The 15,038-nt window shown below is 68.1% G+C and carries 13 protein-coding genes and 1 pseudogene; 10 read left to right on the top strand and 4 right to left on the bottom strand.

From position 1 onward, the window contains the following. Positions 1-76: 76 nt before the first annotated feature. From E5P3_RS04690 to E5P3_RS04725, 8 genes are all read left to right on the top strand, one after another. Positions 77-1,462, top strand: a complete 1,386-nt coding sequence (locus tag E5P3_RS04690) for a dihydroorotase (protein ID WP_162584909.1) — start codon at positions 77-79, stop codon at positions 1,460-1,462. Positions 1,463-1,470: 8 nt separating this feature from the next. Then, a complete protein-coding gene (locus tag E5P3_RS04695; protein WP_162589534.1) occupies positions 1,471-2,727 on the top strand; it encodes a Zn-dependent hydrolase in 1,257 nt (418 codons plus the stop codon). 8 nt (positions 2,728-2,735) lie between these two features. After that, positions 2,736-4,385, top strand: a complete 1,650-nt coding sequence (locus E5P3_RS04700; protein WP_162584910.1) for a urocanate hydratase — start codon at positions 2,736-2,738, stop codon at positions 4,383-4,385. Further along, entirely contained in the window at positions 4,382-5,458 is a 1,077-nt protein-coding gene (locus E5P3_RS04705) for an S-methyl thiohydantoin desulfurase domain-containing protein (protein WP_162584911.1), read from the top strand. The genes E5P3_RS04700 and E5P3_RS04705 overlap by 4 nt, the downstream gene beginning before the upstream one ends. A 9-nt stretch (positions 5,459-5,467) precedes the next feature. After that, the gene (locus E5P3_RS04710) at positions 5,468-6,079 is read left to right on the top strand and encodes a glutathione S-transferase family protein (RefSeq protein ID WP_162584912.1); all 612 of its coding nucleotides are present in this window, start codon (positions 5,468-5,470) and stop codon (positions 6,077-6,079) included. 64 nt (positions 6,080-6,143) lie between these two features. Next, positions 6,144-7,118 (top strand): Bug family tripartite tricarboxylate transporter substrate binding protein, encoded by a 975-nt coding sequence (locus E5P3_RS04715; RefSeq protein ID WP_162584913.1) that lies wholly within the window; start codon positions 6,144-6,146, stop codon positions 7,116-7,118. 20 nt (positions 7,119-7,138) lie between these two features. Further along, positions 7,139-7,714, top strand: a complete 576-nt coding sequence (locus tag E5P3_RS04720; RefSeq protein WP_443083230.1) for a cysteine dioxygenase — start codon at positions 7,139-7,141, stop codon at positions 7,712-7,714. Positions 7,715-7,729: 15 nt separating this feature from the next. Further along, the gene (locus tag E5P3_RS04725) at positions 7,730-10,021 is read left to right on the top strand and encodes a molybdopterin-dependent oxidoreductase (RefSeq protein WP_162584914.1); all 2,292 of its coding nucleotides are present in this window, start codon (positions 7,730-7,732) and stop codon (positions 10,019-10,021) included. A 35-nt stretch (positions 10,022-10,056) separates the two neighbouring features. On the opposite strand, the gene E5P3_RS04730 is transcribed toward E5P3_RS04725, so the two are convergent. After that, positions 10,057-10,767 (bottom strand): CGNR zinc finger domain-containing protein, encoded by a 711-nt coding sequence (locus E5P3_RS04730; RefSeq protein ID WP_162584915.1) that lies wholly within the window; start codon positions 10,765-10,767, stop codon positions 10,057-10,059. A 266-nt stretch (positions 10,768-11,033) separates the two neighbouring features. On the opposite strand from E5P3_RS04730, the gene E5P3_RS04735 reads away from it, so the two are divergent. Both E5P3_RS04735 and E5P3_RS35685 read left to right on the top strand, forming a co-directional pair. After that, positions 11,034-11,894: an alpha/beta fold hydrolase gene (locus E5P3_RS04735; RefSeq protein WP_162589536.1), complete on the top strand. Its 861-nt coding sequence runs from the start codon at positions 11,034-11,036 to the stop codon at positions 11,892-11,894. A gap of 151 nt (positions 11,895-12,045) precedes the next feature. Beyond that, positions 12,046-12,132: pseudogene (locus E5P3_RS35685) on the top strand (glutathione S-transferase family protein); the annotation flags it as partial. A 20-nt stretch (positions 12,133-12,152) separates the two neighbouring features. On the opposite strand, the gene E5P3_RS04740 reads toward E5P3_RS35685, so the two are convergent. The 3 genes from E5P3_RS04740 to E5P3_RS04750 all read right to left on the bottom strand — a co-directional run bounded on the left by E5P3_RS04740 (position 12,153) and on the right by E5P3_RS04750 (position 14,956). After that, positions 12,153-13,856, bottom strand: a complete 1,704-nt coding sequence (locus E5P3_RS04740; protein ID WP_332107367.1) for a flavin-containing monooxygenase — start codon at positions 13,854-13,856, stop codon at positions 12,153-12,155. Then, on the bottom strand, positions 13,747-14,472 hold the full coding sequence (locus E5P3_RS04745) for a phosphatase PAP2 family protein (RefSeq protein ID WP_162584917.1): 726 nt from the start codon (positions 14,470-14,472) through the stop codon (positions 13,747-13,749). Before E5P3_RS04745 ends, E5P3_RS04740 begins: the two co-directional genes overlap by 110 nt. Positions 14,473-14,635: 163 nt before the next feature. Beyond that, on the bottom strand, positions 14,636-14,956 hold the full coding sequence (locus tag E5P3_RS04750; protein WP_162584918.1) for a hypothetical protein: 321 nt from the start codon (positions 14,954-14,956) through the stop codon (positions 14,636-14,638). Positions 14,957-15,038 lie beyond the last annotated feature (82 nt).

Here is a 15,038-nt window from a genome sequence, read left to right on the forward strand (position 1 = left end):
CATTGTGACCGCCCTTTCCTAAACTGCGTCGCATCTACTCCACTTCGGCCTGCGCGCACGCGAAGGCCCCCACGCGATGAACGACTTCGAGCTTGTGATCCAGGGCAACATCGTCGACCCCGACAGCTGGGTCGAGAACGGATGGCTCGGTGTGCGCGATGGCAGGGTCGCCGCGCGGGGCGCGGGGCCGGCGCCTTCGGCGCGCGACAAGGTCGATGCGCGCGGCCTCTGGATTCTTCCCGGCGTGGTCGACGGCCAGGTCCATTCGGGCAGCCAGGCGAACCAGGAAGGCCTGGGCTGGGCCTCGAGAGCGGCCGCCGCGGGCGGCGTCACCGTCATGGTGGACATGCCCTACGACGACCCCGAGCCGGTGGCTTCGCGCCCGCAGCTCGAGGCCAAGATCGCGGAAGTCGAGCGCGACTGCCATGTGGATGTCGCGCTCTACGGCACGCTCAACGACAAGCACGGCATGGCCGCTGCCGCCGGCCTGATCGAGGGCGGCGTCTGCGCCTTCAAGTTCTCCACTTTCGAAGCGACGCCCGGGCGGTTCCCGCGGGTCGAGGAAGACGACCTGTACGAGGCGTTCCGCCTCATCGCGCCGTCCGGCCTGGCATGCGGCGTTCACAACCAGATGCAGGAGCTGACGCGGAAGAACGTGACGCGGATGATCGAGGCCGGCGATACCGGATGGGACGCCTTCATGCGCGCCCACACCCCGCTCATCGAGAACCTCGCGACGACGCTCATCTACGAGATCGGCGCCGAGACCGGCGCGCGCGCCCATGCCGTGCACGTTTCGATGGCGCGCGGCTTCGAGGTCTGCAACATGTACCGCCGTGCCGGCCACAAGGCCAGCATCGAGACCTGCGTGCAGTACCTGATGCTCAACCACGAGGAGCACACACGCCGCTTCGGCGCCAAGACCAAGCACTTCCCGCCGATCCGCCCGAAGGCGGAGACCGAGCTGCTGTGGACCCACATCGCGAACGACGACTGCACCTTCGTCTCCTCGGACCACGTGAGCTGGGGCCTGGAGCGCAAGCAGAACCCCAACGTCTTCAAGAACTCCTCCGGCGGCCCCGGACTCGAAACCCTGCTGCCCGCGTTCTGGACCGGCTGCGAGCAGCATGGCCTTCCGCCCAGCATGGCAGTGCGGCAGCTGTGCCGGAACCCGGCGCGGCATTTCCTGCTGGACGACCGGAAAGGAACGCTCGCCGTCGGCGCGGACGCCGACATCGTCCTCCTGAAGCCCGAGCGCTATGCCTTCGATCCGTCGGCGAGCCTTGCGGCCGTTCAGTGGAGCTCCTTCGAAGGCATGGAATTCACGGCGCGCGTGGTCGCCACCTACTGCAGGGGCGTCCCGGCCTTCGAACTGGGCGCCCAGCCGTCCATCCGCAACGACAAGGGCTTCGGTCGCTTCCTGCGGCCCCGCACGCCGCACGTCGAGGGGGCGACGGCTTGAGCAGCGCGATGCCGCCGCTGGATGCGCAGCGCCTGTGGGCACGGGTGGAATCCCTCGCGCGCTTCACCCAGCCCGAGCTGCCCTGGACCCGGCGAGCGTTCTCGGAGCTCTTCCTGCAGTCTCGCGACTGGCTGCGCGAAGAGATGGAAGCGGCCGGCCTCACGGTCTCGCTCGATGAAGCCGGAAACCTCGTCGGTCGGCGCGACGGCCGCAGGCCCGGGCTGATGCCGCTCATGACAGGGTCGCACTGCGACACGGTGGTCGGCGGCGGGCGCTTCGACGGCATCATCGGCGTGCTCGCGGGCATCGAGGTCGCGCGGGCCATGAAGGAAAACGCGGTGGAGCTGGAACATCCGCTCGAAGTTGTCGACTTCCTGTCGGAGGAGCCGAGCGACTACGGAATCTCGTGCGTCGGCAGTCGCGGCCTGAGCGGCGTACTCGATGCCGCCATGCTGGCCGCCAGGAACCCGGCAGGCGAGACGCTCGCCGAGGGGCTGCGCCGCGCGGGCGGCAGGCCCGAGGCGCTGTCGGCGCCGCTACGGCCTGCCGGATCGGTGGCCGCGTTCGTCGAACTCCACATCGAGCAAGGGCCGGTGCTGGAAAGCGAGAAGCTGCCGATCGGCATCGTGACCCACATCGTGGGGATCCGACGCGTGCTGATCCGGGTCCTGGGCCAGCCCGACCATGCCGGGACGACGCCGATGGACATCCGCCGCGACGCGCTCGTCGGCGCGGCGGCGATCATCGAGGCGACGCACGCCCGCGCCTGCGCGCTCAGCGGCCGGCCGCACTATGTGGTCGCGACCATCGGCCGGCTCTCGCTGACACCGAACGTGCCCAACGCCGTGCCGGGCTCCGTCGAGATGGTGCTCGAGGTGCGAAGCGACGATGCCGGTGTGCTCGATCGTTTCGCAGAGGACGTGCTCGGCGCGGTGGAGCAGCGCCTCGCCGCCCTGCGCCTTTCCGTGGCCGTCACGCACCTGAGCCGGGCCGAGCCGACCGCCTGCGTGCCGTTGGTCATGGACGCCGCCGAAGCTGCCGCCGCCGACCTGGGTTACGCGTCGCGCCGGCTGCCGAGCGGCGCAGGCCACGACGCCGCCTACCTGGCGGCCTGCGGCCCGATGGGCATGATCTTCATCCCGTGCCTGAACGGCCGCAGCCACTGTCCCGAAGAATGGATCGAACCCGCGCAGCTGCTGGATGGCGCACGCGTCCTGTACCGGACGCTGGCCAGGCTCGATGCGCAACTCTCCCGCCACACCTAGAACTCCACATGCAAGCCGAGAAGACCCCACGCAACATCAAGGCCGCCCGCGGCACCACCCTGCGGTGCAAGGGCTGGCAGCAGGAGACCATCCTGCGCCTGCTGGAGAACAACATCGAGAACGGCGAACGGCCCGAAGACCTGGTCATCTACATGAACGCGGCCAAGGCCGCCCGCGACTGGGATTGCTTCGACGCCATCGTGCGCACGCTGAAGACGATGGAGGCCGACGAGACCCTGGTCGTGCAGTCCGGCAAGCCCGTAGGTCTTTTCCGCACCCACGCCTTCGCGCCGCGCGTGCTGCTCGCCAACGGCAACGTGGCCGGCCGCTGGGCGGGCGACGCCAACATGTTCGAGCTGGAGAAGCGCGGCCTGACGATCCTGCCCGGCATGACGGCGGCGTGCTGGCAATACATCGGCAGCCAGGGAATCGTGCAGGGCACCTACCAATCCTTCGTGAGCGCCGCCGAGCAGTACTTCGGCGGCAGCCTGGCGGGCCGCATCATCCTGACGGCCGGCGCCGGCGGCATGGGCGGCGCGCAGCCGCTGGCTGGCAAGATGGCCGGGGCGGCGACGCTGGTCGTCGACGTCGACCCCGTCTCGCTCGAGAGGCGCCTGAACACGGGATACCTCGACGTGATCGCGACCTCGGTGGACGACGCGCTGGCACGCATCCGCACGCTCGCGGCCGAGAGGGAGGGCGGCTCCGTCGGTATCGTCGGCAACGCGGCCGATGTGTTCGAGGCGTTGCACCGCAAGGAACTGCGGCCGGACATCGTGACCGACCAGTGCATGGTCGACCCCTATCGTGGCTACGTGCCTTCCGGGCTGTCGCCGGCTGAGGCCGCGCAGCTGGTGCGCACTGATCCCGAACAGGCCCTGGCGCTGGCGGCGGCCACGCTGGCGCGGCACGCGCGCGCCATGCTCCGCTTCCGCGACGATGGAGCGGTGGTTTTTGAATACGGCAACACCCTGCGGGCCCGCTCGGTCGCCGCGGGCGTGCCGGAGGCCGGCGAGCTGCCGTCCTTCGTGACACTGTTCATCCGCCCTCTCTTCTGCCGCGGCATTGGCCCCTTCCGCTGGATCGCCGCATCGGGCGATCCCAAGGACATCGCGGCCATCGACGGCATCATCGAGAGCACCTTCGCCGAGGGCCACATGATCCGCCAGTGGATACCGATGGCCCGGAAGTACATCCAGTTCCAGGGCCTGCCTGCACGCATCGGCTGGCTCGGCCACGGCGAGCGCTCAAAGCTGGCGCTCCTGGTCAACGAGGCGGTTGCAGACGGCCGCATCTCCGCACCCATCGCCTTCACGCGCGACCACCTCGATGCCGGCTCGGTCGCCTCGCCCTATCGCGAAACCGAGAAGATGCAGGACGGCAGCGACGCGGTCTCCGACTGGCCGCTTCTGAACGCGATGCTCGCGTGCTCCAACGGCGCAAGCCTGGTCGCGCTGCATTCCAACGGAGACAAGTCCGCCAGCGCCGGTCAGACAGCGATCGCCGACGGCACGCCCATGGCTGCTTTCAAGCTGAAGTCGGTACTCGACGCGGACACGGGCATCGGCGTGATCCGCTATGCCGACGCCGGCTACGAGGTCGCGCGAGAAACCCGCGCACTGCACGGCCTGGGTATCGAGATCGGGGGCGGTGAATGACGACGACGCTCGGTGCCCGCGACGCCGAGGCGGCCATCGCAGGCGGTACGCTGCTGTCGGCCGGCGGCAGCGGCAAGGCACGCGCGCCCAAGGACCGCGCCTTCGCCGAGAAGGCCTTCTCGCTGGGTCCAGTGCAGCTGGCGCCGATCGATGCCCTGCCCTCCGATGCCGACCTGCTGATTGCGACCGCCGTCGGCGCGCCGGGCGGGGGCAAGCATCTGGCGAACCCCGATCATTCCATCAGGGCCGCGAAGAACCTGGTCGCGGCTTCCGGGGTGTCGCCCGGCGCCGTGATACCCGGTCACGTGCCGGGCATTTACGCGTGGCTGCTGGCCGCCGCGCTGAAGGTGCCGCTGCTGGACGCCGCCTGCAACGGCCGCGGCCATCCGACGGTCAAGATGGGCAGCCTGGGCCTGTCGTCGCGGCCGCAATTCACGCTCTTCCAGTGCGGCGTGGGCGACCAGGTCCAGATCACCGTTCAAGGCAATACGCTCGTGACCTCCGCGCTGATGCGCGCGGCGGCAGTGCAAAACGGCGGCCTCGTGATGGCGGCACGAGGCCCCCTGAAGGCCGGCCTCGTGCGCGAAGCCGGCGCGCTCGGCGCCATCGGCTACCAACTGGGGCTGGGCCGGGCCTTGCTCGATGCAGGCGCGTCGCCGGCCAGCCAGATCGAGGCCGCACTGCGCTTCACGCGGGGCCGGGTGCTCGCGCAGGGCGTCGTCGTCGTCAACGCGGTGGGCTACCGCGAGGGATTCGACTTGGGCAGCGTGCATGTGCGCGACGAGGCCACCGGCGAAGAGGTGGCGCTGGGCGTTTGCAACGAATTCATGACGGCGTCCCGGGACGGCGTGCGGCTCGCCACCTTTCCGGATCTGATCGCGGCAATGGATCAGCGCACGGGCGAGGTGCTGGCGATCAGTGAGATGCCGCCGGGCACACCCGCGGTGATATTCGCAGTCAGCAAACGGGATCTCCCGATGGGCTCGGGCATCTACGACCCCGCCGTCTATCCCGACGTCGAGCAGGCGCTCGGTGTGGAGCTGGCGCGCTATGCGCTCGACCCGCAGGCTTGAGACCACACGATGATCACCCTCTACGACAGCAGGCAATCGGGCAACGGCTGGAAGGTCCGGTTGCTGCTGAGCTTCCTGAACCTCCCCTTCGAGCGCAAGGTGCTGGACTTGGCGGCAGGCGAAGCCAGGACGTTGGAGTTCCTGCGCCTGAACCCGCTGGCGCGCGTGCCGGTGCTGGTGCTGGATGACGGCACGCCCCTGGTCGAGTCCAACGCGATCCTGATCCACCTGGCGCGTGATACGCCGTGGCTGCCGTCCACACCGCGCGAGCAGTCGCGCGTGCTGCAGTGGCTGTTCTTCGAGCAGTTCGACCACCTGCGCTACTTCGCCCGGCCACGCTACCTGGTGTCCATCGCAAGACTCGGCGAAAAGCATGCCGACGAGATCGCCTATCTCCGCCAGATAGGACAGAAGGCACTGGCCGCGCTGGAGACGCGGCTGGCCTGCACGCCCTTCCTCACCGGTGGGCACTGCACGATCGCGGATATCGCGCTGTTCCCCTATACCAGCATGGCGGAGATGGGCGGCTACGACCTGCGGCCGCACCCCTCGGTATGCGGATGGATCGAGCGCATCCGCGCGCTGCCCGGCTTCATTCCGCTGATCGCGGATTCGCCATGAACGCCCGCCGCCGCCGCCCAAAGCTGTCCAAGCACCCTCGTCCACTCAACTCCCGGAGGTCATCTTGACGTCACGCCGCGCCATCGCACTCCTGCTTCTCGGCTCAATGTTCTGCGCCACGAGCCTCGCCCAGCCAACAAGCGACTATCCCAACAAGCCGATCCGGCTCATCGTGCCCTTCCCGCCGGGTGGCGCTATCGACACGATGGCGCGCAAAGTCGGCGACGACCTGCGAAAGCGGCTGAACGCCACCATCGTGATCGAGAACCGCCCAGGGGCCGGCACGATCCTCGGCAGCGACCTTGTCGCCAAGTCGCCGGCGGACGGCTACACGTTGCTGCTCAACGCACCTGGCGGCATCGAGCAGTTGCCGTGGATGCAGAAGATGCCCTACGACTCGCTCAAGGACCTGCAGCCGCTGAGCCTGGCGGCCCTGGCGCCGAATGCGCTGATCGTGCCGAGCACCCTGCCCGTCAAGGACTATGCCGAGTTCGTGGCCTATGCGAAGGCACACAAGGGCCAGATGAACTTCGGCAGCCTGGGCAACGGCGGCACGGCGCACATCTTTGGCGCGACCCTGAATGGCAAGCTCGGCACCGACGCCGTGCATTCCGCCTACAAGGGCGACGCGCCCGCGATGATCGATCTGGTGGCTGGGCGCCTGGACTACATGTTCAACAACGTGGTCTCGGCCATCAACTTCGCCAACCGGGGCAGCGTGCGCATCCTGGCGGTCGCCGGTCCCAAGCGCATCGCCGCGCTCAAGGACGTGCCGACCCTCGGGGAGCTTGGCGTCAGCGACTTCGACCTGGTCGGCTGGTATGCCTTCTTCGCGCCCGCGGGCACGCCGCGCCCGATCCTGGACAAGCTGCATGCGGCGCTGCGCGAGACCTACCAGTCGAAGGAATTCAAGGACTTCCTGGCCGCCTCGGGCCTGGGCGAGGCCGATGCAAGCATCGACCACTTCACGCGCCAGGTTGCCGACGAGCACGCCAAGTGGGGCCGGCTCATCAAGGCGAACGACATCCGCATCGAGTGAATGCCGCCTCGATGAACGCCATGGTCTCGTCACTCTCGCCGGCGCTCTCGCGCTTCGTGGCCGGCATGGACCGCCTGGTCGCGGCCGCGCTGCCCGAGGCGGCAGTGCACGAGGGCGCGTGCGAGCTGATGCGGCAGCTGGTGGGTCGGGACGACTGGCTGGACCCTGCCTTCACCGTCCCGCATCCGCGCTTCTACCAGCAGTACCTGCTGCATGCCGACCCGCAGGGGCGCTACAGCGTGGTGAGCTTCGTGTGGGGGCCCGGCCAGATGACGCCGGTGCACGATCACTGCACCTGGGGCGTGATCGGCATGCTTCGCGGCGCGGAGTTGTCGCAGAGCTACCGGCGCGAGACCGGGCGCCTCGTCCCCGACGGGCCGGAGGAAACGCTCGAGGCAGGCGACACGGCGCTCGTCTCGCCCGCGCTAGGAGACATCCACCGTGTTCGCAACGCCCACGGCGACCGGGTGTCGATCAGCATCCACGCCTATGGTTGCGACATCGGCCGACAGCGCCGTCATGTATTCGACCCGGAGACTGGCGCGGTCAAGGAATTCGTCTCCGGCTACGCCAATGCCGCGGGAACACGCGCGTGAGCGCACCGGCCGCAGATGCCCCGGCTCACTTCCACCCACTGGGGCATCCACGAGATCATCCAGCGGGGCAGCGGCATCGCGCTGCGCCCCTTCTCCGGCGACCCCCATCCGGCATCGATCGGTCGCGGCATGCTGGAAGCCTGCACCGGTCCGCTGCGCGTGCGCCGCCCGGCCGTGCGGCAAAGCGTGCTTCGTGACGGACCCGGTGCCGCGCCGGCGCAGCGAGGACTGGAACCTTTCGTGGAAGTCGAATGGGACGTGGCACTCGATCTCGCCGCCGAGGCGCTGCGAGGCACCATCGCGGAGCGCGGCAACGAGGCCGTTTTCGGCGGCTCCTACGGCTGGGCCAGCGCGGGCCGCTTCCATCACGCGCAGAGCCAGATCCATCGCTTCCTGAACTGCGCCGCCGGATATGTCCGCAGCGTCGATTCATACAGCCTGGGGGCGGCGCGCGTCCTCATGCCGCACATCGTCGCGCCGATGGACGAACTCATGCAGCAGCACACCAGCTGGGACGTGCTCGAACGCGAGTGCCGGCTGTTCGTGAGCTTCGGCGGCGTGTCGGCGAAGAACGCGCAGATCAATCCGGGCGGCATCGGCGAGCACCAGGTCGACGCAGCCCTCCGGCGCATGGCGCGCGCCGGCGTGGAGTTCGTGAACATCAGCCCGGTGCGCAGCGACCTCGATGTCGGCGCTGCCTTCCGCTGGCTGCCGATCCGGCCTCACGGCGACACCGCGCTGATGCTCGCGCTCGCGCACACGCTCGTCGATCGCGGCTGGCACGACAAGGCATTCCTTGGCCGCTGCTGCACCGGCTACGAGCGCTTCGAGCCATATCTGCTCGGCCATTCGGACGGGCAACCGAAGGACGCCGCGTGGGCCGAGCCGCTCACCGGCATTCCGATGGCCGAGATCGTGGCGCTGGCCGATCGCATGCGCTCCCGACGCACGATGGTGAACGTCGCCTGGTCGCTGCAGCGCGCTGAACATGGCGAGCAACCCTTCTGGATGCTGGTGACGCTGGCCTCGATGCTGGGGCAGGTCGGCATGCCCGGGGGCGGCTTCGGGGTCGGGTACGGCGCGAGCGGCATGATGGGCAACAGCGACGTGCGCTTCGGCGGCCCGGTCCTGCCGCAGGGGTCCAACGCCGTGTCCGCCTTCATTCCCGTCGCGCGCATCACCGACATGCTCGAGCGGCCCGGCGAGCGCTTCGACTACAACGGTGGTTCGCACTGCTACCCGAACATCGCGCTGATCCACTGGGCGGGTGGCAATCCCTTCCATCATCACCAGGACTTGCGCCGTCTGCTGACCGCATGGCGCCGTGTGCCGCACGTCATCGTGCACGAGCAGTTCTGGAACGCCACTGCGAAGCTGGCCGACATCGTCCTGCCGGCGACCACCACGCTGGAGCGCGCCGACATCGGCTTTGCGGCGCGTGAGCGCTACATGGTCGCGATGAAGCCGGCGATCGCGCCGGTAGGCCAGGCGCGCGACGACCACCAGATCTTTGGCGCGCTCGCGCAACGGCTGGGCTGTGAAATGGCCTTCTCCGAGGGACGCTCGGTGCAGGAGTGGCTGCAGTGGATGTACGAGGATTGCAGCGCGCGCGCACGACGCGCCGGCGTAGAGCTGCCGCCCTTCGACGTGTTCTGGCAGCAGGGTCTGCTGGACCTCGGGCAGCATCGCGCGCCCGTGGTCATGCTGGATCGCTTCCGCGAAGACCCCGCGGCGCATCCGCTCGCGACGCCGTCCGGCCGCATCGAGATCTTCAGTGCGAGGATCGATGGCTTCGCCGTGCCGGACTGCGCGGGCCATCCCCGGTGGATCCCGCCGCGGGAGTGGCTCGGCGCGTGTCCTCAGGGAGGCGGTGCGCTACATCTTCTTTCCGACCAGCCTGCGTCGAAGCTGCACAGCCAGCTCGACCATGGCGCGTCGAGCCGCGAGCACAAGATCGACGGCCGCGAAGCCCTGCTCATGCATCCGGACGATGCAGCCGCACGCGGCATCGGCGAGTGCGATGTGGTGCGCCTGTGGAACGGCAGGGGCGCGTGCTTCGCGGCGGCGCGAATCTCGGACGAGATCCGCCAGGGCGTAGTCAAGCTCTCGACCGGCGCCTGGTTCGACCCCGACAACTGGGGCGACCCCAGCACGGACAAGCACGGCAACCCGAACATGCTGACGGCAGACATCGGCGCCTCGCGCCTGTCCCAGGGCTGTGCGGCACAGAGCTGCCTCGTCCAGGTCCAGAAGTTCACAGGCACGCCGCCGCGCGTCACAGCCTTCGAACTGCCGAGCTTCGCCTGACGCCCTCGCCTGGGGCCGTTGGCGCATGTTCGCCCTCAGAGTTTCGATTCAGCCCTGGAATTCGCGTTGGCGGCACGTTCCCGATGTGCGGCCTGCTTGGCCCGGTTGCCGCATACGGCCATGCTGCACCAGCGGCGCATGCGGCCCTTCGTCCCATCGACGAAGAGCAGGGTACAGCTGTGCCATTCGCATCCCTTCACGTCGCTGAAATCGACCGTGGTCAGGAAATCCGCCATTGCCTTGGCCACCGGCAGCAGCAAGGCCTCCGGCGAACGCCAACGTCGGTCCGTGACGAACTCGAGGCCAGAGACCCCCTCCGCGATCGAGTTGTTGCCGCGAGGCACCAATCGACCATGAACGTCGTCGCGCGCCAGGAGCCGATTCAGCGGTTCGAGTTCCCGGATCGCATCGCGCGAAAGCCGCTTGCCCATGTGGGCGGTGACGAAGGTGCGGAACCAGTCGCGCAGCCCGCGCGCCTGGAGGGCGACAGCGTCGAGCTCGCCCGGGCCCGCCGATGCGCGCATGCGTTCGAGCACCGTGGACTCGACCAGGTTGGCCTGCGCCAGCCAATCGAGAAGGTCTTCACCCGTCTCGATCCACTCGACCGGGAGGTCCACCGGCGAGGCGATCGAGTTCAGGAAGTCCAGCGCGGATGCACCGGCGACGAGGATGGCCGGCGGCCGTTTCTTCCCCGTGGCCTGCGTACCGGTCAAGGTCCGCGCGGTTTGCTTGCTTTTCGATCTCATGTAACCTTTGTTTTATATACGGGAGAGGTTATCTGTAGTTGACCAGGCTCGTATCAAGAGTGACGGAGCCGTGAAGGAGAGCTCAGAGAAGATCCACCCCAGGGAATGCAGTTATCTCCGATGGCGCATTCGCCGTCGTCACCATACGGCGCCACCTCACTGATCATATAGTAACCAAATAAGAGACATCAAACTAGTTATCATGCCAAGGGTAGCCTGCAAGATTGTTGTTCAGGGTTATCGACAAGCCATGAAAGGTCATGAAGATGAATGCCATCAAGTACCAAAGAATCGACGTCGACGGGTTCGGCGTCGCCTATCGCGAAGCCGGGCCGGCGCAAGCTCCGGTTCTGCTGCTGTTGCACGGGTTTCCCAGCTCGAGCCACATGTTCAGGGACTTGATCCCGAAGCTCGCCGACCGCTACCACGTCATAGCGCCCGACCTGCCGGGCTTCGGGCAATCCGACTTGCCGCCGCGCGATCGTTTCGACTACACGTTCGCCAACCTGGCAAGGGTGATGACCCGATTCACCGAGTTGCTGAGCCTCGACCGGTTCGCGCTGTATGTGTTCGACTACGGCGCGCCCACGGGCCTGCGCATGGCAGTCGATCATCCCGAGCGCGTGACAGCCATCGTGACGCAGAACGGCAATGCCTATGTGGAGGGCCTGAGCGAGGGCTGGAATCCGATCCGCGCCTACTGGCAGGAGCCGTCGCAAGCGAATCGCGATGCGCTGCGCGCACTGTTGACGCCCGAGACCACGTACTGGCAGTACGTGACAGGTGTACAAGACAAGCAGCTCGTGTCGCCGGACGGCTACGGCCTGGACAACTACTACATGGCGCGACCCGGTGCGCACGAGGCGCAGTTGGATCTGTTCCTCGACTACGCGAGCAACGTCGAGCTTTACCCCGCCTTCCAGGCCTACTTCCGCAAGCACCAGCCACCGCTGTTGGCGGTGTGGGGCAATGGCGACCCCTTCTTCCTGCCGGCAGGCGCGCAAGCTTTCAAGCGCGACATCAAGGAGGCCCAGGTGAAGTTCTTCGACACGGGCCACTTTGCCCTGGAGACGCACTGCGACCAGATCGCCGCGGCGATCCGGGACTTCCTCCCGAGCTCGAAATAGCCGATCCGTCCGAAGTATTCGGCTACCCGCGAGGCCGCAGGGTCTCGCTGACGACGAGGTGGCGCGAGCTCTGACGAATGTCGATTTCTCGGTGAGTCTGCGTTGAAGCCTGCCAGCCCCGCAGCCGATGATTCGCCAGGAGAGCCCGCCGATGACCATCACCATTACCGCCTACGAACGCTCGCCCGATGGCGGCAAGGGACTGGCGCGCGACACGCGCGTTCGCTGGGCGCTCGATACCCGCATCCGGGTCTTGGTTCAGTCGATGGGTACGGACCCCAGCCGCTCCAGTTTCTGCAACTCCCCAGCGCAGAAATCAGGGGACTGCATGCACCCGAACGCCATCGCCTCGCTGGCGAACCGGCTCGCCGCGTCCGGCAGCGCATCCCGGCCTTGCAGCCGAAATGAAATCGGCGCGAGCGGGCCGAAGAGCAGGGCACGCTGCAGCCCAGGCCAGCGGTCCAGGTCGGGCTCTACGCCGGCGGCGCGCGCGAACAGCAACGCCATCAGGTTCATCTTCGTCTTGCGCGGCTTGTCGCCATGGGCGCGACATGCGGCGAGGCCCAGGTGCATCTCTTCGGGGGTCGGAGGTGCGACGGCACCGCTCCATACGTAAGCCACCCACCGCGCCTGCAATTCGAGTGGCGGGAACATCGGTCCGGACTGATCCCACATGCCCACGAACGCAAGCCCCGGCAGCTCCGGATGGAAGGTGTGCTTGTAGAGATCGAGGCGCTGCGCAGCCAGGTTGAGCGTGCGGCGGATCGGTTCGCTCAGGAATGGCATGCTCAGTTCGAAGCCCGTGCCGAAGAGAATGCCGTCGAACGCCTCCGTTCGCCCGTCACCGAATCGGACCTGGGTGCCGTCGACACGGTCGAACCACGGGCGCACCTCGATGCGGCCCTCGGCGACCAGGGGGAGGTAGTGCTGGCTGAGCGTCAGGCCAGCGTCGAGGATGCTGTCAGCGGGCCTCGGTGCGCCGTACTGTTCCGGGCTGCCCACCGCCTCCAGCACCAGTTCCTTCAGCATCGCACCGAACTCGCCGGGCGGCAGCGACTCTTCTGCCAGCGCCTGGTAGCGCGTGAACACGCGATGGTCGGACGGGACCCCGGCCATCAGCTTCGGAAGCACGTAGCGCTGGCGCCGGTTGCACACGACGACGCGGGCCGCACCGAGCATGCAGAGGTCGCTGGCGATCTCGAGGGCGCTGATCGCACAGCCGGCCACGAGAACGTGCTTCCCCCGGTACCGCTCCGGGTCCTTGTAGGCGCTGGTATGCGCCACGCCGGCATCGCCGGAGAACGACTTCAGGCCCGGCACCCGGGGGATGCACGCGTGCTGGAACCGGCCGCTGGCGACCACGACTTTCTCGAAGAATTCCGCCTCGGCGCCGTGCCGCACCGCCCATCCGCCGGGTTCGGCCCGGATCTCGCGCACGGGCGTCCCCAGACGAGTCCGGGACGGCAGGTCGAACCTGGCTGCATAGCGCTGAAGGTAGTCGCCGATCTCGCGGTTGGACGGGTAGGTGGCCAGCCCCGGCACGTGCGGCAGGTCGCTGAATTGCGTGAGCACGCGGCTGGTGTTCGTGCGCATGGAGGGCCATGCGCCGCTGCAACTCGCGTCGCCGCTCCACTGGCCACCCGGCGTCGCCGCCTGCTCGAACAGCACGGGCGCGAACCCTTCCGATCGAAGGTAGCGCGCGGCCACCAACCCGCTCGGCCCGGAACCGATGACTGCGACTTTTTGCATTTCCTTCCCTCCTTGGCTCATTGTCGACGCTGCACGCCTGGCCGAGGTTTGCAGCCGCCGCGCCGATCGTCCTTGTCGCAGTCTACCGCCGTCTACCGCACGTCTACTGCCGTCTACCGCCGGAGTCCGTCCTCTCCGCCCGGAGCACCCGATGCGCCACCAGCAACCAGCCTGTGGCCCACGCGGCCCCCAGCGCCCACCCCGCCAGCACATCGGTCGCCCAATGCACCCCCAGCGCCACCCGGCTCACGCCCACCAGAAAGGTCGCGACTGCCGCCATCGCCAGGATGAACACCCGCTCCACCCAGCGGCTGCGCGTGTTCGCCAGGAGCGCGCCGAGCGTGAGGAACACGATCGCGGACATGCTGGCATGACCGCTCGGAAAGCTCATGCCCCAGGCCCCGTGGTCGGCGAAGGGGAGCTCGGGCCGCAGGCGCCCGAAGGCGGGCTTGAGCAGCAGGTGGATCAGCACGGCGCCGGCTGCGGTGGAAGCGGCCACCAGGACCGCGGAGGTGCGCGACGACAGCAGCGCCAGGTAGACCACGGTAGCGACCACCAGGAAACTCAGCACCACGCCGCTGCCGAGGCCGCTCAGGTCGCGCATGACCTCGCCGAAGCGCGGGTGCGCCGTCCTGATGCGCTCGGCGGCCTCGAGCAACTGCATGTCGAGGCCGTGCGTGTCGCCCTCGATGACCTCGCTGGCCAGGAGCGAAAACAGCAACAGCGACAGCACGACGCCCAGACCGGCCACGAGCGGCACGACCAGCGTGCGCAGGGCATCGACGCGGCGCGGGCCGAGGCGCGCTGCAAGAGTTCGGCGAAGAAGCATCGGTCGGGTTGCGCGGGCCCCCGCGGACCCTTCCCGGGAGCGGTGTTGCTCGGCATGGCGGTTTTCTGAAGGCATCTGCGCATCGTGACGCAATCCGGTGGGGGCGAGTGTCAGTCCAAGCGCCACCGCATGCAACGGGGCGGCGCGGCCCCGGCACGCTGCCTCAGTTGAGCGTGGCCCCTCGGTACTCCGCCAGCTCCGTGCGCTGGAACTCGCCCACGGGCAGCCGCCTGTCCTCCACCCCGGGGAAGCGCCCGACGATCTCTCCGCGCTCCCGCATCCAGCAGCCCTTCAGGGTCTCGGTGCCCCACCAGGTCAGGTAGGCGATGCGGGCAAGGCCCTCGCAGTCGCCCTGGGTGTCGGTGAGGCTCATCACGTCGAAATCGGCGCCGTGGCTGGTGTAGAGGATGCCAGGCTGTGCGTTGCAGCCTGTGAGTAGCGCGCAGCCCAGGGCGAGCACGGACACGGCAAGAGGTGTTTTCATGACAGGCTCCCTGACGGCCGGACCCCCGACCGCATAACCCGATTGGGCGCCCGGGCGAGCCCGGCCGTCATCCTCCCGAAAG

Source organism: Variovorax sp. RA8 (assembly GCF_901827175.1).
In the GTDB taxonomy this organism is placed as follows: domain Bacteria; phylum Pseudomonadota; class Gammaproteobacteria; order Burkholderiales; family Burkholderiaceae_C; genus Variovorax.